The organism is Vannielia litorea, from assembly GCF_019801175.1.
Taxonomy (GTDB): domain Bacteria; phylum Pseudomonadota; class Alphaproteobacteria; order Rhodobacterales; family Rhodobacteraceae; genus Vannielia; species Vannielia litorea_B.
Genome location: NZ_JAHVJR010000001.1, coordinates 398,400 through 417,329, shown reverse-complemented (window position 1 = coordinate 417,329; position 18,930 = coordinate 398,400). Strand labels below are relative to the sequence as shown.

Below are 18,930 nucleotides of genomic sequence, written 5' to 3'. Positions count from 1 at the left end.
CATGCTCATCGGCATTCTGCAATGCGGCCACATCCCGCCCGAGCTGCAACCGCACACGGGCGACTACCCCGAAATCTACGCCAAGCTGCTGGAGGGCCACGGCTTTCAGTTCGCGCATTGGGCGGTCTGCGACATGGAGTTTCCGAACTCGATCGACGCCGCCGACGCGTGGCTCGTGACCGGCTCGCGCTATGCGGCCTATTCGGACGAGCCGTGGATCGAACCGCTGGAGCAGATCATCCGTGCGGTCTACGCCGCGCCAAAGCCGATGGTGGGCATCTGCTTTGGCCATCAGGTGATCGCGCAGGCGCTGGGGGGCAAGGTTGAGCTGAGCGAGAAGGGCTGGGGCGTGGGCCGGCAGGAGTATCTTTGGGGCAACGAGGTGGTGGCGCTGAACGCGTGGCATCAGGATCAGGTGGTGGAGCCGCCGAAGGAGGCGGCGACGATCTCTTCCAACAAATTCTGCGAGCATGCGGCGTTTCTCTATGGCGACAAGATCCTGAGCGTGCAGGCGCATCCGGAGTTCGACAGCAAGATGATTCAGGGTCTGATCAACGTGCGCGGCGGCGCGGTGCCCGAGGCGCGGCTGGCCTATGCCCAGAAAATGCTGGAGGCCCCGGTGGACAACGCCCGGCTCGGCAATGACATCGCGGACTTTTTCAAGGCCGAGCGCGACTGGCAGGAGGCCGGTGCATGAAGGATTATCGCGACCAGTTGCCTGAAGCCGCGCGGGCCTATATCGAGGGGCGCAGGCTCGACGAGGTGGAGTGCATCGTCGGCGATCTGGCGGGCGTGGCGCGGGGCAAGGCGGCCCCGGCGAGCAAGTTCGCCCGGCAGAGCCACTTCTACCTGCCCAACTCGATCTTTCAGCAGACCATCACCGGCGAATGGGCCGACCTCGAAGACCAGCCCTTCACCGAGCCCGACATGGTGCTGACCCCCGATTACTCCACCGCCACGGCGGCGCCGTGGACGGCGGATATCACCCTGCAGGTGATCCACGATATCAACGACCAGCAAGGCAACCCGGTGCCGGTGGCCCCGCGCAATGTGCTCAAGCGCATCGTGGCGCTCTACGAGGAGATGGGGCTGACGCCGGTGGTGGCGCCGGAGATGGAGTTCTACCTCGTGGCGCCCAACGTGGACCCGGGGCACGAGATTCAGCCCCCGATGGGCCGGACCGGGCGGCGGGCGGCGGCACGGCAGGCCTATTCGATGGCGGCCATCGACGACTTCGGCGCGGTGATCGATGACATCTATGATTTTGCCGAGGCGCAGGGCTTCGAGATCGACGGCATCCTGCAGGAAGGCGGCGCCGGGCAGATCGAGATCAACCTGCGGCACGGAGACCCGGTGCTGTTGGCCGACGAGATCTTCTACTTCAAACGGATGATCCGCGAGGCGGCCTTCCGGCATGACAGCTATGCCACCTTCATGGCCAAGCCGATTCAGGATGAGCCGGGGAGCGCGATGCACATTCACCATTCGGTGGTGGAGCGCGCGACGGGGCGAAACATCTTTTCGAACGAGGACGGCAGCGAGAGCGCGGCCTTCGGGCATTTCATCAGCGGCTTGCAGCGGTATATGCCCGCCGCGATTGCGGTGATTGCGCCCTATGTGAACAGCTACCGCCGCTACGTGCCGGACTACTCCGCGCCGATCAACCTCGAATGGGGGCGCGACAACCGCACCACCGGGCTGCGCGTGCCCGTTTCCGGCCCCGAGGCGCGGCGGATCGAGAACCGCCTGCCGGGGATGGACTGCAACCCTTACCTCGGCATTGCCGCCTCGCTGGCCTGTGGCCTGCTGGGCCTGCGCGAGAAGCAGGAACCACGCGCCGAGGCGAAATCGGAGGCCTATACCGCCGAGGCCGAGGTGCCGACCACGCTGGGCGAGGCGCTGGAGCTGTTCGATGCCGAAGCCGCGCTCAAGGAGGTGCTGGGCGATGCCTTTGCCGAGGTTTACCTCGCGGTGAAGCGGCTGGAGTACAAGGGCTTCATGCAAGTGATCTCGCCGTGGGAGCGCGAGCATCTGCTGCTGAACGTATGAGGCTGCTCTACGCAAACGGCAGGCGCGGGGAGCATGCCGCAAGCTGGTATGCCGCGAGCGCTGAGGCCCCCGGCCCCTACCCTGCGCTGAAGGGCGAGGTGCGGGCCGATGTGGCCGTGGTGGGCGGCGGGTTCACCGGGCTCTCGGCGGCGCTGCATGCGGCGCGGGCCGGCGCGAAGGTGGTGCTGGTGGAGGCGCAACGCGTCGGCTGGGGCGCCTCGGGGCGCAACGGCGGGCAGGTCGCGCCGGGGCTGAACATGCATCAGGACGCGCTGGAGGCGAAGCTGGGCCGCGCCGCCGCCGAAGGTTACTGGCGGATCGGTCAGGAGGCGGTGGCGCTGGTGCGGGCGCTGGTGGACGAGTTGGCGCCGGAGGCCGACTGGCAGCCGGGGGTATTGCATTCTTTCTGGCAGGCCAAGGAGGCCGAGGAGGCGGCGAGTTATTCGGCCTATCTGCGGAGCGAATACGGCTACGAGCATCAGGAGGTGCTGGACGAGGCCGGGGTGCGCGGCTTTGTCGGCACGGAGGCCTACAAGGGCGGCGTGGTGGATTGGGTCGCGGGGCATATCCATCCGCTGGCCTATGCGTTTGGCCTCGCGCGGGGGGCCGAGGCCGCCGGGGCGCAGCTGCATGAGATGAGCGAAGTGCATCGGATCGCGCCGGAAGGCGGGCAGATGCTGGTGGCCACGGATCGGGGTCGGGTGATTGCGGATCAGGTGATCCTTGGCTGCAATGGCTACATGGAGGGGCTGGCGCCGAAGATGCAGGCCCGGGTCATGCCGATCAACAACTACGTGGTGGCGACCGAGCCACTGGGCGACCGCGCGGCAGAGGTGATGCCGCGCAACGTGGCGGTGGCGGACAGCAAGTTCGTGATCAACTACTTCCGGCTGAGCGGTGACGGGCGGCTGATATTCGGCGGCGGCGAGAGCTATGGCTATCGCTTTCCGCGCGATATCGCCGCCAAGGTGCGCAGGCCGATGGAGCGGATCTTTCCGCAGCTGGAGGGTGTGAAGATCACCCACGGCTGGGGCGGCACGCTGGGGATCACGGTGAAGCGGGTGCCGCTCTTCATGCGGCCTGCTCCGGGGGTGATGGCCGCCGGGGGCTACTCGGGGCATGGCGTGGCGCTGGCGACCAAGGCGGGCGAGATCATGGCCCGCGCGGTGGGTGGTGATGTGGCGGATTTCGACCTGATGGCGAAGCTCCCTGCCCCGCCGTTTCCGGGCGGGCCGCTGCTACGGACGCCGATCACCACGGCGGCGATGATGTGGTACGCGATGCGGGACCGGCTCGGGGTTTGAGGGGAGTGGTGGGGGTGTGCCCCTGCCCGGTGCGCGCCGTAAGGCGCCGGGCAGCGCCGTCCCGTCCCCCGGGGCGGCGCTTGGGTGAGGCTGGGGATCACCTCAGAGTGAAGATGACGACTGCACCATAAAGTGGCATGCACTGCGGTTGCGACCGCCACCCCACGGGACGGCGCGGCCCGGCTTGCACGAAGTGGAGGGGCGCTGTCGGGACAAGTCCCGACCTACCGGTGCGCCCGTGGAACGTTTTCCCACCCACGGGTCTGTTATCGAAATTTCACTTGGGGGTGCCTGCGCTTTCAGCTACATGTTTCCTGAAAGAGCATTTCAGAAAACCTGAAAGAGGTACGCAGTGATGACACAGGCTCCGAACGTCTACGATGCCGAACCCATCCCCGAGGCCGCACGCGCCGAGATCGACCGGCTGCTGCAATCGGGCGACCTGTTCCGCTACACCGCGCCGGAGAACGCACCCGTGGCCCTGCTGGAGCGCGAGTTTGCCGAGCTGATGGGCTCGAAATACGCCCTCGCCGTCTCCTCCTGCTCCGCTGCGCTGTTCCTGTCGCTGAAGGCGCTGGACCTGCCGCGTGGGGCCAAGGTGCTGATCCCCGCCTTCACCTTTGCCGCCGTCCCCTCCGCCGTGGTGCATGCCGATTGCGAGCCGGTGCTCTGCGAGGTCGGCGAGAACTACCGGGTCGATCTGGCCGACTTCGAAGCCAAGCTGCCGGGCGTGGATTGCGTGCTGATCAGCCACATGCGCGGCCATACCTCCGACATGGATGCGATCATGGCGCTGGCCGATGTTGCCGGTATCCCGGTGCTGGAGGACGCGGCCCATTCGCTCGGCACCGTCTGGCATGGCCGCAAGATCGGCACCATCGGCAAGATCGGCTGTTTCTCGTTCCAGAGCTACAAGCTGGTGAACGCGGGCGAAGGCGGCATCCTGATCACGGATGACGCCGAACTGGTGGCCCGCGCGGTGATCATGAGCGGCGCCTATGAGCACGCCTGGAAGAAGAACATGGGACTGGAGGCGCATTACAAGCGCTGGCAGAACAAGCTGCCGCTCTACAACATGCGGATGCAGAACCTCTCCGCCGCCGTGATCCGCCCGCAGCTTGGCGAGGTGGCGCGCCGGGTGCGCGATGGCCGCGCCGGGCATGACCGGGTGGCCGCCAGCCTCAACATGAGCCCCTGGCTCGACGTGCCGCCGCCGCTGGAGGGGGAGCTGCGGGCGCCCGACTCGATCCAGTTCAACCTCGTGGGCCTCACGGATGCCGAGGTGCGCAGCTTTGCCGAGGCGAGCGCGGCGCGGGGCGTGAAGGTGCAGGTTTTCGGGATGAGCGAAGACAATGCGCGGGCGTTCTGGAACTGGCAGTTCCTCGGCGATGTGCCGGAGCTGCCGCAGACCCGCGCGATGCTGATGCGCGCCTGCGACGTGCGCCTGCCCGCGCGGCTGACCGATGCGGAGCTGGATTATATCTCCGATGCGCTGGTGGAAGCCGCCGCCCATGTGAAGGGCGCGATTGCCGCCGAGTGAGGCGGGATCGACCGGAAGATTGGGGCGCCATCCTTCGGGGTGGCGCTTTTGCATTGGGGCCGGGCCGTTCGGTCATGCCAGCTTTGGGCACGCCCCGACCTACAGCAGCTTCAGGTCGTCCTTCAGCCAAGGGTGCCGGGCGACAGAAGGCGTGACCACCAGCTCGTCGATCAGCGGGCGGAGCTTGGCGGCCATGCGGGCGGGCATGGTGGAGAGCACGCCTGCGCGGGCATTCAGCGAGATGGTGCGGGAGAGCGGCGCGAAGGGGAGCGGCAGGATATCGGCGCTTTGCTGGAAGCGGTGGGCGCGAGCCAATGCGAGGGGCGTCAGGATCGTCCACCCTGCGCCTTCTGCCACCAGCGCCATGATGGCGTGATAACTGTCCAGCTCGAAGCGGTGCGAGAGTCGCAGGTTCTGGCGGGCCAGATGGTCGGCAATGGTGCGGCCCATCAGGTGGCGCTGGGTGTATTGGATGAGGGGCAGTTTTTGCAGCTGGGCCGCGAGGTCTGCCGCCGGGTCCACCGCGCCGGGGGGCGCCGCGACAACAAAGGGCTCGGTGAGGAGCGGGTGCACCTCCATCCACTCCGCCGCGGCGCCGATATCGGCGGCGACGACCACATCGAGCGTGCGGGTATCGAGCAGGTCGAAGAGGTGGTGGGAGGCGCCGGTCTCGAGCAGGAACTGGCAGGCGGCCAGCTCGCCGGCCATCGAACTCAGGAGGCGGGGGGTCACGTCGGCGTCGAAATCCTCGATCATGCCGAGGCGCAGCGAGGTGAGCGCGGCCATGTCGCCGCCGGCAATTTCGGCGCGGGCTGCCGCCGCCTCGTTGAGGATGTTCTGTGCCCGGCGCTTCAGCGCCTCCCCTGCGGGGGTGAGGGCGACGGGGCGGGTTGACCGATCCATCAGCGGCACGCCCATGGCCCCCTCCAGCGCGGTGAGCTGCTGGCTGACAGCGGAGGCCGACGCCCCGAGCCGCCGCGCGGCGGCCGAAACGGCCCCCTCCTCGGCGGTGGCGAGGAAGACCTCGACCTGCCAGAGGGTGATGCGGCCCGTCTTGTCTGTCATGTCGCGTCTGTCATGTGTTGGCGGGCATAGGCGGCTCCGTGGATGGGCGCACGCTATGGCCATTGCGGAGGCTGCGCAACTCGGTCAGGGTCGCGGCAGAACGATACCCGAGACACCGGAGGCACCATGTCACACGCCGCGCAAAGCTGGGAGGCCCGCGCAGAGGCCGCAACCCTTTATGGCTTCACCGATCTGCCCACGATTCATGACCGGGGGACGGTGGTGCTGACCCACGGCGAGGGGCCCTATGTGGTGGATGTGCATGGGCGGCGGTATCTGGATGCCAACTCCGGCCTTTGGAACATGGTGGCGGGCTTCGATCACCCCGGGCTGACGGCGGCGGCGCAGGAGGCCTATGCGCGGTTTCCGGGCTACCATGCCTTCTTTGGCCGGATGAGCGACCAGACGGTGATGCTCTCGGAGAAGCTGGTGGAGGTCTCGCCGTTTGACCGGGGGCGGGTGTTTTACACCAACTCGGGGAGTGAGGCGAATGACACGATGGTCAAGATGCTCTGGTTCCTTGCCGGGGCCGAGGGCAAGCCGCATCGGCGGAAGATTTTGACGCGGAAGAATGCCTATCACGGGGTGACGGCTGTGAGTGCCTCGATGACGGGCAAGCCTTACAACGAGGTCTTCGGGCTGCCGCTGGAGGGGTTTTTGCATCTGACCTGCCCGCATTACTGGCGCGAGGGCTTGCCCGGCGAGAGCGAGGATGAGTTCGTCGCCCGGCTGGCGGCGGAGCTTGAGGATGTGATTGCGCGGGAGGGGGCCGACACGATTGCGGGCTTCTTCGCCGAGCCCGTGATGGGCGCGGGTGGGGTGATCCCGGCGCCGGAGGGGTATTTTCAGGCGGTGCAGAAGGTGCTGAAAAAGCACGGGATCCCGCTGATCTCGGATGAGGTGATCTGCGGCTTCGGGCGCACGGGCGCTGTGTGGGGCTGCGAGAGCTACGGGTTCGTGCCCGATGCGATCATCTCGTCGAAGTGCCTCACTGCCGGGTTCTTCCCCATGGGGGCGGTGATCCTCGGGCCGGAACTGGCGGACCGCGTGCAGGCGGCGAGCGAGGCGATCGAGGAGTTTCCGCACGGGTTTACGGCCTCCGGGCATCCGGTGGGCTGCGCCATTGCGCTCAAGGCGATCGAGGTGATCCTTGAGGAAGGGTTGATCGAACGGGTCCGGGAGCTGACACCAATGTTCGAGGCCGGGATGGCGCGGATCGGCGAGATGGCCAACATCGGCGAGGTGCGCGGGCGCGGGCTGATGGGGGCCTTGGAAGCGGTGGCCGACAAGGCCGGGAAGGTGCCGTTTGATGGGTCGCTCTCGGTGAGCGAGCGGATCGCCAATGCCTGCACCGACGAGGGGCTGATCTGCCGGCCGCTGGGGCAGTCGATCGTGCTGTGCCCGCCGTTCATCATGACCGAGGGTCAGATGGAGGAGATGTTCGGGAAGCTCGAAGGGGCGCTTGGCAAGGTGTTTGCCGAGGTCGCTTGAGGCTGGCGTTGGAGTGGGGGCGCTGCCCCCATGCCCCGTTACGTTTAGTGGGGGGCCAGCCCCCCACACCGCGGCTTTTAGTGGGGGGCCAGCCCCCCACACCCCCCGGAGATATTTGGAGCAAGAAAATGCACACGGGGGTGGGCTCTTCGAGGGCGCCGTTAACCTTGATTTCGGGTTAACCGGCTTCGGCGGATTGGCCGAGGAGCGCGATGGCGAGGCCGGTGGCGGCGAGGGTGTAGAAGAGCGCGGCGCGGGAGCCGGTGCTGGCGCGGGCGGCGAGAAGGCTTTGCAGGGCGTAGTAGAGTGCGAAGGCGCGGCTGGCGAAGGCGATGATCTCGAAGACGTGGAAGCCCCATGTCAGCGCGAGGCCGGCGGCGGTGAGGAGCGCATAGGCTGCGGGCTGGGAGACCCGGCCGCGGGTGAGTTCCTGCACGAGGCCGCCGGAGCCGCCGGTGTCGGCCACGGCAGCGGAGAACTGGGCGGCAAGCGCGGCGGCGACGAGAAGCGGCGGCAGGATGGGGGCGACGACGCGCATCATGTCGATGATCGCGGTTTCGGAGGTTTCGATCTCGCCCGGCGGGAAGATGTAGGCGGCGAGCAGGATGTAGGCCATGTAGATCGCCGTGGCGATGAGCTGGGCGCGCTTCATCGAGGCGATGCGGCGCGGGGCGGTGTAGCTCTGGCCGAGGTAGCGCGAAGTCTCGAAGCCCTGCACGGTGACGATGAGGCCCATCGCGAGGGTGAGCGCGGGCCAGGGGCCGAGCTGCACCGGTTTGACGATGAGCTCCCCTGCCCCGGCCTTGGCAGTGAAGTACACAGCGAGGCCAAGGAGCAGCCCGGCGATGATCGCGAGCTTCAGGGTGACGGCATAACGCTCCATCCCTTCGAGCGCGGCGAAACCGCGGGACCAGCCGGTGACGAGGATCAGCGCAAAGGCGGCGGTGGTGGTGAGGCGCGCGGCGAGCGGGCTGTCAAACGGGGTGAGATTGACGGCGAAGCTGCCGAAGAGGTTGAGGTAGTAGGCGACCGAGATGACATAGGCGAAGGCCAGCGCCCATGAGGCCAGCGTTTCGATATGGCTGTCGGCCGCCGGGCGCTCCCCCTCTTCGATCCGGGCGATGTTGCGGCGGATGGCGGCGCCGAAGCCCCAGGCGAGGGCGCAGAGCGCGGCCATGACCGCGGGCGCCCATGCGCCGTAGGCGTGGTCGAGCAGCGGGCCGAGCACCAGAAAGCCGGAGCCGATGATCGACGCCAGCGGGGTGACGGTGGCGCGCCAGCCCTCGGCGCGGGCGATGCGGGGCCAGAGCAGAACGCCGCCGGCAAGGAGCACGGCGGCGAGAACTGCGAGATCGAGGGCAGGCAAGGTGCGGGGCTTTTACTTGCCCAGCTTGGAGAGCTGCTCCTGAAGCGCGGCGAGCTGGCTCTTAATGGCGTCGAGGTCCTGGCCGTCGTCCTTTTTGCCCGCGGCGGGCTTGGCGGCGGGGGCGGCGCCCTCGTCATCCGGCGCGGGGCCGGAGGAGCCGAAGGGGGTGGCGATGCCGCCGGTCATGGCCTTGAGGAAGGCCTCCTGCTGGGCGCGCATCGCGTCGAACCCGGGCATGGAGGCCATCGGGTTCATCTTGGTCATGTTCTCCATCATCGTGCTCTGGCCGTTCTGCAGCATCTCGAAGGAGGATTGCAGGAAGGCGGGCACGATGGACTGGGCCTGACTGGCGTAGCTGCGGACGAGATCGGTGAGCACGCCGGTGGGCAGCACGTTGTCGCCCTTGCTCTCGTGCTCGGCGATGATCTGGAGAAGATACTGGCGGGTCAGGTCATCGCCCGATTTCAGATCGACGATCTGAACCTCGCGGCCATCGCGGATGAAGTTGGAGATATCCTCCAGCGTCACGTAGTCGGAGGTTTCGGTATTGTAGAGCCGCCGGCTCGCGTACCGCTTGATAAGCAGCGGCGCCTTGTCGTCCGACATGCAAGTTCTCCCGTTTTGCAGTGCAGCGAAGGGGAGCGTAGTGCAGCATTTTTGAAAAAGAAAGCGTTTAGAGCAGGACCGCCCTGCCCCGCGCTCGCGCTCCCCGCCCACCCGGCCCGGCCCGGCAAGTGAAAATGGGCGGACCGCGCGGTCCGCCCATTTCAGTGCGCCCTCAGGGAGGAGGAAGGGCGCGGGAGTGTGCTACAGCCTTGCGGGCGCCTTACTTGGCGGCAGCGGCTTTCTTGGCAGCGGTGGTCACGTCGGCGGTGGCTTTCTTCACGGCCGCGGTGGCCTCTTCGGAGAAGTCCTTGCCGGCGGCCAGCATCAGCTCGACGGTTTCCATCTGCACCTTCTTCGCAACTTCAGCGAAGGCGGCCATGTTCTCGGCGGTCATTTCGGCTTGGGCCGAAGCGAAATCGGTCATGGCTTTGGTGTAGTCGGTGGGCTCGTCCTTCACTTTGGTGAGGGCGGAGGCCTTCGAGATGGTCTCTTTGGTCCACTTCGAGGAGATCTCGGTGGAGGTGGCAGCGGCTTCGAGAGCCACGGCGGAGAGTTTCTCGCCGAGGGCGGCGGAAGATTTAAAGACGTCCTGCATGGCGGTGGCGTCCACGGGGAACGCGGCCATCATGTCTTGCATCATCTTGGTCATGTCGTTGGTTGCGGCTTTGGCCATGGGTCTATCTCCTTCAGGTGCGGCGGGCACCGGTTGCTTCGGGTTTGCCTTGGATGCGCTGTTGCACCCTCTGGCGTTGTCTTCGAGAAGATAGATACATGCTGCAGTGCAGAAATTCAAGACTTTTTCTGCACTGCAGCAAAAATTTAGTTTTGAGCAAAAACAGCTATTTAGCCGCGATCACATAGGTTCCGGGCGCTTTTGCGAGTGCAGGATGGCTGGAATCGCCCGGCTGGCGGGCCGCGACCTGCTTGCCGGAGCGCTTGCGCAGCCAGCTCTCCCACCGGGGCCACCACGAGCCCTCGTTGTACTCCGCCGCCTCCTGCCAGTCTTCCGGCTCGGCGGGCATGTCGGGGTTGGTGTAGTGGCCATACTTCTTTTTGGACGGCGGGTTCACGATGCCGGCGATATGGCCGCTCTCGGAGAGGATGAAGGTCTTGTCCTTCGAGCCCATCTGGCGGACGCCGCGATAGCTCGCCTTCCATGCGGCGATGTGATCGGTCTCGCAGGCGATGGCGCAGACCGGCACGTCGATGTCGGACAGCGAGAGGCGGGCATCGCAAAGCTCGATCTCGCCCTTGGCCAGCTGGTCCTCCTGGCAAAGCTTGCGGAGATATTCGACCGACATCTTGGCGGGCAGGTTGGTGCTATCGCCATTCCAGTAGAGCAGATCGAAGGCCGGGGGCGTCTCGCCCATCATGTAGCTGCGGATCGCGGGGCGGTAGATGAGATCATTCGAGCGCAGGTAGGAGAAGGTGCGCGACATGTAGAAGCTGTCGAGATAGCCCTTCTCGGTGACCTCGGCCTCGATCCCGTCGACGAAATCATCGGTCAGGAAGACGCCCACCTCGCCCTGATCGGAGAAGTCGGTGAGCGTGGTAAAGAAGGTGGCGCTTTTGACCGTATCGTCGCCGCGCTGCTTGAGCAGCGACAGGGTGAGCGCCAGCGTGGTGCCGGCGATGCAGTAGCCGATCACGTTGACCTTCTTCTCGCCGGTGATCGCCTTCACCTCATTCAGGGCGGTCAGGTAGCCCTCTTCGATGTAGTCGCTCATGCCGGTCTCGCGGTAGCCCGCATCGGGGTTGACCCAGCTCACCACAAAGAGCGTGTAGCCCTGTTCGGTGATCCATTTGATCAGCGAGTTCTGCGGCTTCAGATCGAGGATGTAGAACTTGTTGATCCAGGGCGGGAAGATGATGAGCGGGGTGGCATATTGCTTGTCGGTCGCGGGCGCATATTGGATCAGTTCGAACATGCGGTTGCGGAACACCACCTCGCCCTCGGTGGTGCCGATGTTGCCGCCGACCTTGAAGGCCTCCTTGTCGGCGAGGTTGACCACGAAGTCGCCGTGATGATCCTCGAGATCCTTCACGAGGTTCTCCAGCCCGTCGACGAGGCTTTGGCCATCGGTCTCCACCGCGCGCTCCAGCGCCTCGGGGTTGGTGGCCAGAAAGTTGGTGGGGCTCATCAGGTCTACGATCTGCTTGGAGAAATACTCCAGCCGCTTCTTGTCGCCCGGCTCCATGCCGTCGAGCTCCTCGACGGCGTTGCCGATGGCCTGCGAGGAGAAGAGATACTGCTGTTTGATGTAGTTGAAGTAGGGGTGGGTTTGCCACAGCGGCGAGGAGAAGCGCGGGTCGGTGCCGGAGGCATCTTCGGGCGGTTGCAGCTTGCCGTGTGCCAGTTGCTGGCCGCTGTCGATGTAGTGTTTGAGCGTTTTGCCCCAGTAGCTGACCTGCTGCTCGAAGATCTTGGAGGGATTCGACATCATCTCTTGCCAGTAGGCCGCGGCGGCCTTGGCATAGAGCTCGGGCGACGGGCCTTGCAGCGAGGGGGCGACCTGACGCTGGTGGCTCAAGGCGGCAACAAGACGTTGCGAAAGCGCCTCTATCTTCGCCAGGTTCTCCTCCAGCTTGGAGGGATCGACGGGTGCGCCGTTTTCGTCAGTTGTCATGGTAAGCATTCCCCCCTAACTTCTCCTTAAAAGGTAGCGCCGCAAGCTTGGGAGGGGCAAGCGGCATGTTGCCCCAGCGGCACGGAGGGGCCGAGGGGCAGAGAAAGGCGCGCGATGAAAAGCATGATGAGCTATGATGCGATGGAAGCGCTTCGCATCACCAACCAGTGGCTTGGCGCGTCTGCCAAGGCGCTTTACTCCTATCCGGCCTTCGGGCTCTCGACCAATCCGTTCGTCGCGATGACGGCGGCATGGGGCGAGGTGACCGAGCGGAGTTTTGCCCGGATGGTGCTGAAACCCGATTGGAACATCTCCCACGTGGTCGGCGAGGATGGCCGCGACCATCTGGTGAACATCGAGGTGGAGGTGGCCCGCCCGTTCGGCGACCTGATCCACTTCAACGTGCTGGGCCGGGAAGAAAAGGAGCGCAAGGTGCTGCTCGTGGCGCCGATGAGCGGCCACTATGCCACGCTGCTGCGCTCGACCGTCATCAGCCTGCTGCCCGATTGCGAAGTCTACATCACCGACTGGCACAATGCGCGCGACATTCCGGTGAGCGAGGGCAAGTTCGACATCGAGGATTATACGCTCTATCTCGTGGACTTTCTGCGCGAGTTGGGGCCGGACACCCATGTGATCGCCGTCTGTCAGCCCGCGCCGATCGCGCTGGCCGCCACGGCCTATCTCGCCGAGGAAGACCCGGACGCGCAACCCAACACGCTGACCCTCATCGGCGGCCCGATCGACCCGGGCGCCGCCCCCACCGAGGTGACGGACTTTGGCCGCTCGGTCACGATGGGCCAGTTGGAGCAGCATGTGATCCAGCGCGTGGGCTTCAAGTATCGCGGCGCCGGGCGGCTGGTGTACCCCGGCCTGCAACAGCTTGCCTCCTTCATCGCGATGAATTCCGAGACCCATGCCAAGGCCTTTGCCGATCAGGTGGTGGCCGTGGCCAAGGGCGAGGCCAGCGAGAGCGACCGGCACAACAAGTTCTACGACGAATATCTCGCCGTAATGGACATGACCGCAGAGTTCTACCTTTCTACGGTGGAGCGGATCTTCAAGGAGCGCGAGATTGCCCGCAACGTCTTCGAGGTCGATGGCAAGCGGGTGGATATCTCGAAGATCACCGATGTGGCCGTGAAGACGGTTGAGGGCGCGAATGACGATATCTCCGCCCCCGGCCAATGCGTGGCCGCGCTGGAGCTTTGCACCGGCCTGCCCGACAACATGAAGGCGAGCCACCTCGAGCCGGGTGCCGGGCATTATGGCATCTTTGCGGGCCGCAGCTGGCGTAACAACATCCGGCCTCTGGTGCTGGAGTTCATCGACGCCAACTGCCGCCACGCGAAGAAGGCGAGCAAGCCGCGGGTGGTGAAGAAAGCCTCGTAAGCGAAACGGGTGGTGGGCAGAATGCCCACCTGCCCTCACCTCAAGACGAGCGGCGCGTCGAAGAAATCTTTTAGCGCGTGGTTCACCGCAGAGGGGTGCTCCAGCGTGAGGTAGTGCCCGCCGCCGGAGATCACCTTCAGCTCGGCATTCGGGATCAGCTCGGCGAGAAACTCGTGGCGCTTGGGGCCATAGAGGTGATCTTCTTCGCCGCACATCACCAGCACCGGCTGCTTGGCTTTGCGCAGGGTGCGCTGGGGGTCGGGGCGGCGTTGCAGGGCGCGGGATTGGCGGACGAAGACATCGGGGCCGAGGGCCTCGGCCATGTCGAGCATCAGTTCGATGACCTCTCCCTTATGCGCCACATCGCCCACGCCAGCGGCCTCGATCCGGGCCTTGGCGACCTCGATCAGCCGGCCGTTGCGCACGCCGATGATGCCCGGCTCCCGGTCGGCGGCCACATGGGGCGGCTCGGGCAGCGCGGTGGTGGAGATCAGCGCGAGGCGGCTCACCCGGTCGGGCGCGCGATTGAGCACCTCCATCGCAACCATGCCGCCCAGCCCCACGCCGCAGAGCACAAAGCGTTTGGGCGCGCCGTCGAGGACCCGCTGGGCGAGCGCGCCGATGCTATCGGCATGGGCCATCGAGCCGATCTGCACCGCGCGGCTGGCGGAAAAGCTCATGATCTGCGGCCAGAAGGCCCGCGCATCGCACATGAACGCGGGTAAGAATACGACGGGGTCGGCCATTGTCTGCCAGTCCTTGCCTCGCGCCGCTCTCAGGGGGCGGCTTCGGGCCAGAGGCTACCGCCGCGCCCCTGATGCTGCAAGGGCACAAGAGCGTGTGGGCTGGGCGGAGACCCGCCGCCGGGGCAGCCTGCCTAGGCTGCGCCGTTCCACTGAAACTCGCCATTCGGCCCGAGCGGGGAATGCGGATTCCATGCGATTTCCCAGATGTGGCCCTCCGGGTCGGCGAAATAGCCGATGTGGCCGCCCCAGAAAATATCATGCGCCGGTTTCAGCACCCGCGCGCCGGCAGCCTCGGCCCGCTCCAGCAGGGCGGCGACCTCTTCCTTTTCGCGGACGTTGTAGGAGTAGGTCGCGGCGCCGTGGCCGAGGCTCTCGACCGGCACGCCCATGTCGCGCGCCAGCATCTCGATCGGGTAGAGGCCGAGAGTGGCGCCGATGAGATCGAAGGCGATGACCCCGTCAGGCGCCTCGGCCCGCTGCCAGCCAAGCGCCTCGTAGAAAGCTGCGGCCTTGTCCGGCTCGCGCACGCCGAGGGTGATGAGGCTGATCCGCTGGTCCATGAGGTTCTCCCGCTTTGCTGCCTGCAAGGTAGGCAAACAAAGCGTGAACGTCTAGCCCTTCTTGCGAGTCATGATCACGTACATCGCGAGGCAGAGGGTGATGATATCGGTGATCATGGTGGGCGCAGGCGTGTAGCCGGGTGCGCCCGCATCGCCGGGATCGAGCTGGCGGATTGTGGCGGTCAGCTCCTGGCTGTCGCCCGCTGAGAGGCCCAGATCATCGCCGCCTTCGACCAGCTTTTCGAGCGCCTTGGCGAATTGCTCCCAAGCGAGGTCAGGGCCGACCATCGCGCCGAGCAGATCGGCAATGGCTTGCGCCAGCGCCACCGCCTGCTCGCGCAGACCGGCGATGTTGGCCTGATGCGACCGCATCGACTGGCGCTCGGGGTAGGACAGTTTGCGCGGGTTGCCGAAGCGGAGGGTCAGGAAGCCCTCGGCCGAGCGCAGATCGCGCTGGATCATCTCGAGCTGGCTCTTCCAGCGCTCGACCTTCTCCATGATCTCGCCGTGCTTGGTGGAGGTCGTCTTCACCGAGGCCCCGGCCTGCACCTTCATGGTTTCGGCCACGACCTGCTGCGTCAGGGTGCGCAGCATGATCTTTTTCGCTTCGTGGTTCATGGGTCACTCACTCGTCATGTGAAATGGATTTTCAGGATGGGTCGGGGAGCCGAAATTTCTCCCGCAAGGGGGAAGGTAGTGAGCCGCGCGGGGGCGCGCAACCGCGCGGTGTGGATTTTACAAAGGCGTCATCTTGAGCCGGGGCGACGCCTAGAGCGCGGCAAGCACCTCGGCCACGGCCTGCTCGATCAGCGCCAGTTGCGCCGGGGCGGAAAAGCGGTGATCGGCGCCCTTGACCAGCGTGAGGCGGATGTCGTCGCCGGTGGCGTGGGCGAGGAGGCGCAGGGCGACATCCTGGCTCACATCGGCGTCCGCCGTGCCCTGCAGCATCCGCACCGGGAAGGGCAGCGACAGGGGATCGCGCAGCACGAGCTGTTGGCGGCCCTCCTCGATCAGGCGGCGGGTGATGATGTAGGGCTCGCCGTAGTCGGAGGGCAGCGCGACTTGCCCGGCCTCGGCCAGCTCGGCCTTTTGCGCTTCGGAAAAGCCGGCCCACATGCTGTCTTCGGTAAAGTCCGGCGCGGCGGCGATGGTGACGAGGCCGGCGAGTTTTGCGCCCAGCCGCTTGGCCATCAGCAGTGAGATCCAACCGCCCATGGAAGAGCCGACGAGCACCTGCGGGCCATCGGTCAGCGCGGTGATGGCGGCGGCGGCATCCTCGGCCCAGTCGCCAATTGCGGCCTCGGTGAAGGCACCGGAGCTTTCGCCGTGGCCGGAATAGTCGAACCGCAGGAAGGCGCGGCCCTGCGCCATTGCCCAAGCCTCCAGATGCAACGCCTTGGTGCCCTGCATGTCGCTCTTGAAGCCGCCGAGAAAGACCACGCCCGGCCCCGCCCCCGCGCTGCGGTGGTAGGCGATGCGGCGGCCTTGGGGCGTTTCGAGATATTCGGGCATTGCGGCTGTCTCCCTAGCGTTGGCGGCCAACCTACGGTCGCCCACCTGCCCCATCAACCCTCTTGCCCCGGCGCGCATTTTCGGCGCAAATCCGGCCCCATGAGATACCCGCGTTACACCGATCTGGCCCAAGGCCTGCCCTCCACCGTGCCATTCGTCGGCCCCGAAACACAGGAACGTGCCAGAGGCCGCGAGTTCAACGCGCGGCTGGGTGCCAACGAGAGCGGCTTTGGCCCATCACCCGCAGCGATCCGCGCCATCGGCGAGGCGGCGCGTGGTGCGTGGATGTATGGCGACCCGGAGATGCACGACCTGCGGCGCGCCCTCGGCAGCCACCTCGGTGTGGCACCTGAAGCGGTGATGCCGGGCGAAGGGATCGACGGGCTCTTGGGCTACCTCGCCCGCCTCTTGGTGGCGCCGGGCGATGCGGTGGTGACCTCGGACGGCGCCTACCCGACCTTCAACTTTCACGTCGCGGGCTATGGCGGGGTGCTGCACAAGGTGCCCTACCGCGACGACGCCGAAGACCCTGCGGCGCTTGTGGCCAAGGCGGCGGAAGTGGGCGCCAAGATGGTGTACCTTGCCAACCCCGACAACCCGATGGGCACATTCCACGGGGCCGATGCGCTGGCAGAGATGCGCGCCGCGCTGCCCGAGGGCTGCCTGCTGGTGCTTGACGAGGCCTATGTGGAGTTTGCGCCGGAGGACGACCTGCTGGAGCTGGACCCGTCTGACGAGGGGATCCTGCGGCTGCGCACCTTCTCCAAGGCCTACGGGCTGGCCGGGCTGCGGGTGGGCTACGCGGTGGGTCACCCCGAGCTGATCGACGCCTTCAACAAGATCCGCAACCACTTCGGCCTTGGCCGGGTGGCGCAGGCCGGCGCGCTGGCCGCGCTGGCCGATACCGCGCATCTCGCCCGCGTGCAGGGCGAGGTGGAGGCGGCCAAGCGGCGGATCGGACGGATCGCGAAAGCCAATGGGCTCACCCCCCTGCCCTCGGCGACCAACTTTGTGACACTCGATTGCCACGGCGGCGTGACCCGGGCCAAGGCGCTGGTGGCGGAGCTGGGCAAGCGCGGCGTCTTCGTGCGGATGCCCTTTGCCGCCCCGCAGGACCGGTGCATCCGCATCTCGGCGGCACCGGAGGCGGAGCTGAGCGTGTTCGAGCGGGTGCTGCCCGAGGCACTGGCGGCCATCGGCTGAGCCGTTCACGCAAATGAGACTCGTGGCGCGCTAGACCGGCGTTAGGCTTGGGCCAGAACCGGAGAGAGCCATGCGCCATCGCCCCATCGGACGGGTTGAAGACTATACCGTGCCGTTCCTCGTGAGCGCCGGGTTCACCCTGTTCTTCGGGTTCATGATCGTGGCCGCGCTCTGGGGCTGGGGTGCGGTGCTGCTGGTGAGCGTTACCCTCGACCGGCTGATCGCGCGGCTGCGGCGCTAGGCCTGCCGCGCGATTGCAGCGTCAGGCGCAGGCTCGGGCTGCTGCCTCCAGCGCGCCGCGGCCATGGTCGATCTCGAGCGCGGTCATGCCCGCCTCGATCGCGCCGAGCGCGCCCAGCACCATGTGGGTGTTGAGGTGGCCCATATGGCCGATCCGGAAGAAACCATCGCCCTCGGGATCGTCGCGGCGATACATGCCGAGGCCGATGCCGAGCGTGACGCCGGTGTTGGCCTCCAGCCATTTGCGCAGCCGTTTGCCGTTTTCGCGCCCGATGGAGAGCGCGGTGACGGCATGGGTGCGCAGTGCCGGATCCTCGACGTTGAAGCGTAGCGGGCCGCCCTGCCCCCAGGCCTCGACCGCCGACCAGACCGCGCCGGCAAGCCGCCGGTGCCGCTCCCAGACGTTCTCCAGCCCCTCCTCGTGGATCATGGTCAGCGCCTCACGCAGACCGAAGAGGTGGTGGGTCGGGGCGGTGCCGCCGAAATACTGGTAGAAGAACTGCGGGTTCGCGCGCGGCGTCCAATCCCAATAGAGGGTGACCATATCGGCGGTCTTGTGCACCTCGTCGGCGCGGTCGTTGAAGAAGACGAAGCCAAGGCCCGGCGGGGTCATCAGGCCCTTCTGTGAGGCGGCGACCATGAGATCAGCGCCCCAGGCATCCATCTCGAAGGTGTCGCAGGCGAGCGAGGCGATGCAGTCGACGCAGAGCAGCGCGGGGTGGCCGGCCTTGTCGAGAATGTCGCGCAAAGCCTTGATATCATTGCGCACGGAGGTCGCGGTATCGACATGGGCGACCAGCACCGCCTTGATCTTGTGGTCCTTGTCGGCGGCCAGCGCCTCGGCAAAGGCGGGCTGGTCTACCGTGCCCTGATTGCCGAAGTCCAGCCGCTCGACCTCGGCGCCCAGCTTCTCCGCCACATCGGCCCAGCCATGGGTGAAGCGCCCGGTGCAGAGCGCGAGAACCTTGTCACCGCGTGAAAGCACATTGGTCAGCGCCGCCTCCCACGCCCCGTGGCCGTTGCAGATGTAGATCGCGGCATGATGCTGCGTGCGGGCCACGGCCTTGAGATCGGGGATCATCGCATCGACCATATCGGCCAGCGCGCCCTCGTAGATATTGGGGGCACCGCGGTGCATGGCTTGCAAAACACGGTCGGGCATCACAGATGGGCCGGGGATGGCGAGGTATTCGCGGCCGTTGGCGAGGGTCATGGGCTTGCTCCGGGGA

Annotated in this window: 18 protein-coding genes; 8 read left to right on the top strand and 10 right to left on the bottom strand. The window is 66.3% G+C overall.

Features of this window, described 5'->3' with window-relative positions; genetic code table 11:
- The first annotated feature begins 1 nt into the window (after position 1).
- From KUV38_RS02080 to KUV38_RS02065, 4 genes are all read left to right on the top strand, one after another.
- A complete protein-coding gene (locus KUV38_RS02080) occupies positions 2 to 697 on the top strand; it encodes a type 1 glutamine amidotransferase (RefSeq protein WP_222468465.1) in 696 nt (231 codons plus the stop codon).
- A complete protein-coding gene (locus KUV38_RS02075; RefSeq protein WP_222468464.1) occupies positions 694 to 2,049 on the top strand; it encodes a glutamine synthetase family protein in 1,356 nt (451 codons plus the stop codon). The genes KUV38_RS02080 and KUV38_RS02075 overlap by 4 nt, the downstream gene beginning before the upstream one ends.
- On the top strand, positions 2,046 to 3,353 hold the full coding sequence (locus tag KUV38_RS02070) for an NAD(P)/FAD-dependent oxidoreductase (protein WP_222468463.1): 1,308 nt from the start codon (positions 2,046 to 2,048) through the stop codon (positions 3,351 to 3,353). Before KUV38_RS02075 ends, KUV38_RS02070 begins: the two co-directional genes overlap by 4 nt.
- A gap of 355 nt (positions 3,354 to 3,708) precedes the next feature.
- Positions 3,709 to 4,893 (top strand): DegT/DnrJ/EryC1/StrS family aminotransferase, encoded by a 1,185-nt coding sequence (locus KUV38_RS02065; RefSeq protein ID WP_222468462.1) that lies wholly within the window; start codon positions 3,709 to 3,711, stop codon positions 4,891 to 4,893.
- A 99-nt stretch (positions 4,894 to 4,992) separates the two neighbouring features.
- On the opposite strand, the gene KUV38_RS02060 is transcribed toward KUV38_RS02065, so the two are convergent.
- On the bottom strand, positions 4,993 to 5,958 hold the full coding sequence (locus KUV38_RS02060; RefSeq protein ID WP_222468461.1) for a LysR family transcriptional regulator: 966 nt from the start codon (positions 5,956 to 5,958) through the stop codon (positions 4,993 to 4,995).
- 126 nt (positions 5,959 to 6,084) lie between these two features.
- On the opposite strand from KUV38_RS02060, the gene KUV38_RS02055 reads away from it, so the two are divergent.
- The gene (locus KUV38_RS02055; RefSeq protein WP_222468460.1) at positions 6,085 to 7,449 is read left to right on the top strand and encodes an aminotransferase; all 1,365 of its coding nucleotides are present in this window, start codon (positions 6,085 to 6,087) and stop codon (positions 7,447 to 7,449) included.
- Between the two features lie 178 nt (positions 7,450 to 7,627).
- Here the strand turns inward: KUV38_RS02055 and KUV38_RS02050 are convergent, their stop codons facing one another.
- The 4 genes from KUV38_RS02050 to phaC all read right to left on the bottom strand — a co-directional run bounded on the left by KUV38_RS02050 (position 7,628) and on the right by phaC (position 12,048).
- Entirely contained in the window at positions 7,628 to 8,815 is a 1,188-nt protein-coding gene (locus KUV38_RS02050) for a hypothetical protein (protein ID WP_222468459.1), read from the bottom strand.
- Positions 8,816 to 8,827: 12 nt separating this feature from the next.
- The gene (gene phaR, locus KUV38_RS02045; protein WP_222468458.1) at positions 8,828 to 9,421 is read right to left on the bottom strand and encodes a polyhydroxyalkanoate synthesis repressor PhaR; all 594 of its coding nucleotides are present in this window, start codon (positions 9,419 to 9,421) and stop codon (positions 8,828 to 8,830) included.
- Between the two features lie 220 nt (positions 9,422 to 9,641).
- Positions 9,642 to 10,094 carry a Phasin gene (locus tag KUV38_RS02040; protein WP_222468457.1) on the bottom strand — a complete coding sequence of 151 codons (453 nt, stop codon included), beginning with the start codon at positions 10,092 to 10,094 and terminating at the stop codon, positions 9,642 to 9,644.
- A 166-nt stretch (positions 10,095 to 10,260) separates the two neighbouring features.
- Complete coding sequence (gene phaC / locus KUV38_RS02035) at positions 10,261 to 12,048, bottom strand: class I poly(R)-hydroxyalkanoic acid synthase (RefSeq protein WP_261385123.1); 1,788 nt, start codon at positions 12,046 to 12,048, stop codon at positions 10,261 to 10,263.
- Between the two features lie 114 nt (positions 12,049 to 12,162).
- Between phaC and phaZ the strand changes: the two genes are divergently transcribed.
- Positions 12,163 to 13,440, top strand: coding sequence for a polyhydroxyalkanoate depolymerase (gene phaZ, locus KUV38_RS02030; RefSeq protein ID WP_222468455.1), 1,278 nt, complete (start codon positions 12,163 to 12,165; stop codon positions 13,438 to 13,440).
- A gap of 35 nt (positions 13,441 to 13,475) precedes the next feature.
- On the opposite strand, the gene KUV38_RS02025 is transcribed toward phaZ, so the two are convergent.
- From KUV38_RS02025 to KUV38_RS02010, 4 genes are all read right to left on the bottom strand, one after another.
- Positions 13,476 to 14,186 (bottom strand): alpha/beta fold hydrolase, encoded by a 711-nt coding sequence (locus KUV38_RS02025; RefSeq protein ID WP_222468454.1) that lies wholly within the window; start codon positions 14,184 to 14,186, stop codon positions 13,476 to 13,478.
- 131 nt (positions 14,187 to 14,317) lie between these two features.
- Positions 14,318 to 14,746 carry a VOC family protein gene (locus KUV38_RS02020; RefSeq protein WP_222468453.1) on the bottom strand — a complete coding sequence of 143 codons (429 nt, stop codon included), beginning with the start codon at positions 14,744 to 14,746 and terminating at the stop codon, positions 14,318 to 14,320.
- 51 nt (positions 14,747 to 14,797) lie between these two features.
- Entirely contained in the window at positions 14,798 to 15,364 is a 567-nt protein-coding gene (locus KUV38_RS02015) for a hypothetical protein (RefSeq protein ID WP_222468452.1), read from the bottom strand.
- Between the two features lie 150 nt (positions 15,365 to 15,514).
- The gene (locus KUV38_RS02010) at positions 15,515 to 16,258 is read right to left on the bottom strand and encodes an alpha/beta hydrolase (RefSeq protein WP_222468451.1); all 744 of its coding nucleotides are present in this window, start codon (positions 16,256 to 16,258) and stop codon (positions 15,515 to 15,517) included.
- Between the two features lie 99 nt (positions 16,259 to 16,357).
- On the opposite strand from KUV38_RS02010, the gene KUV38_RS02005 reads away from it, so the two are divergent.
- Both KUV38_RS02005 and KUV38_RS02000 read left to right on the top strand, forming a co-directional pair.
- The gene (locus KUV38_RS02005; RefSeq protein ID WP_222468450.1) at positions 16,358 to 17,461 is read left to right on the top strand and encodes a pyridoxal phosphate-dependent aminotransferase; all 1,104 of its coding nucleotides are present in this window, start codon (positions 16,358 to 16,360) and stop codon (positions 17,459 to 17,461) included.
- Positions 17,462 to 17,531: 70 nt separating this feature from the next.
- On the top strand, positions 17,532 to 17,702 hold the full coding sequence (locus KUV38_RS02000; protein WP_222468449.1) for a hypothetical protein: 171 nt from the start codon (positions 17,532 to 17,534) through the stop codon (positions 17,700 to 17,702).
- Positions 17,703 to 17,723: 21 nt separating this feature from the next.
- Here the strand turns inward: KUV38_RS02000 and KUV38_RS01995 are convergent, their stop codons facing one another.
- Positions 17,724 to 18,914, bottom strand: coding sequence for a pyridoxal-phosphate-dependent aminotransferase family protein (locus KUV38_RS01995; RefSeq protein ID WP_222468448.1), 1,191 nt, complete (start codon positions 18,912 to 18,914; stop codon positions 17,724 to 17,726).
- Between the last annotated feature and the right edge of the window lie 16 nt (positions 18,915 to 18,930).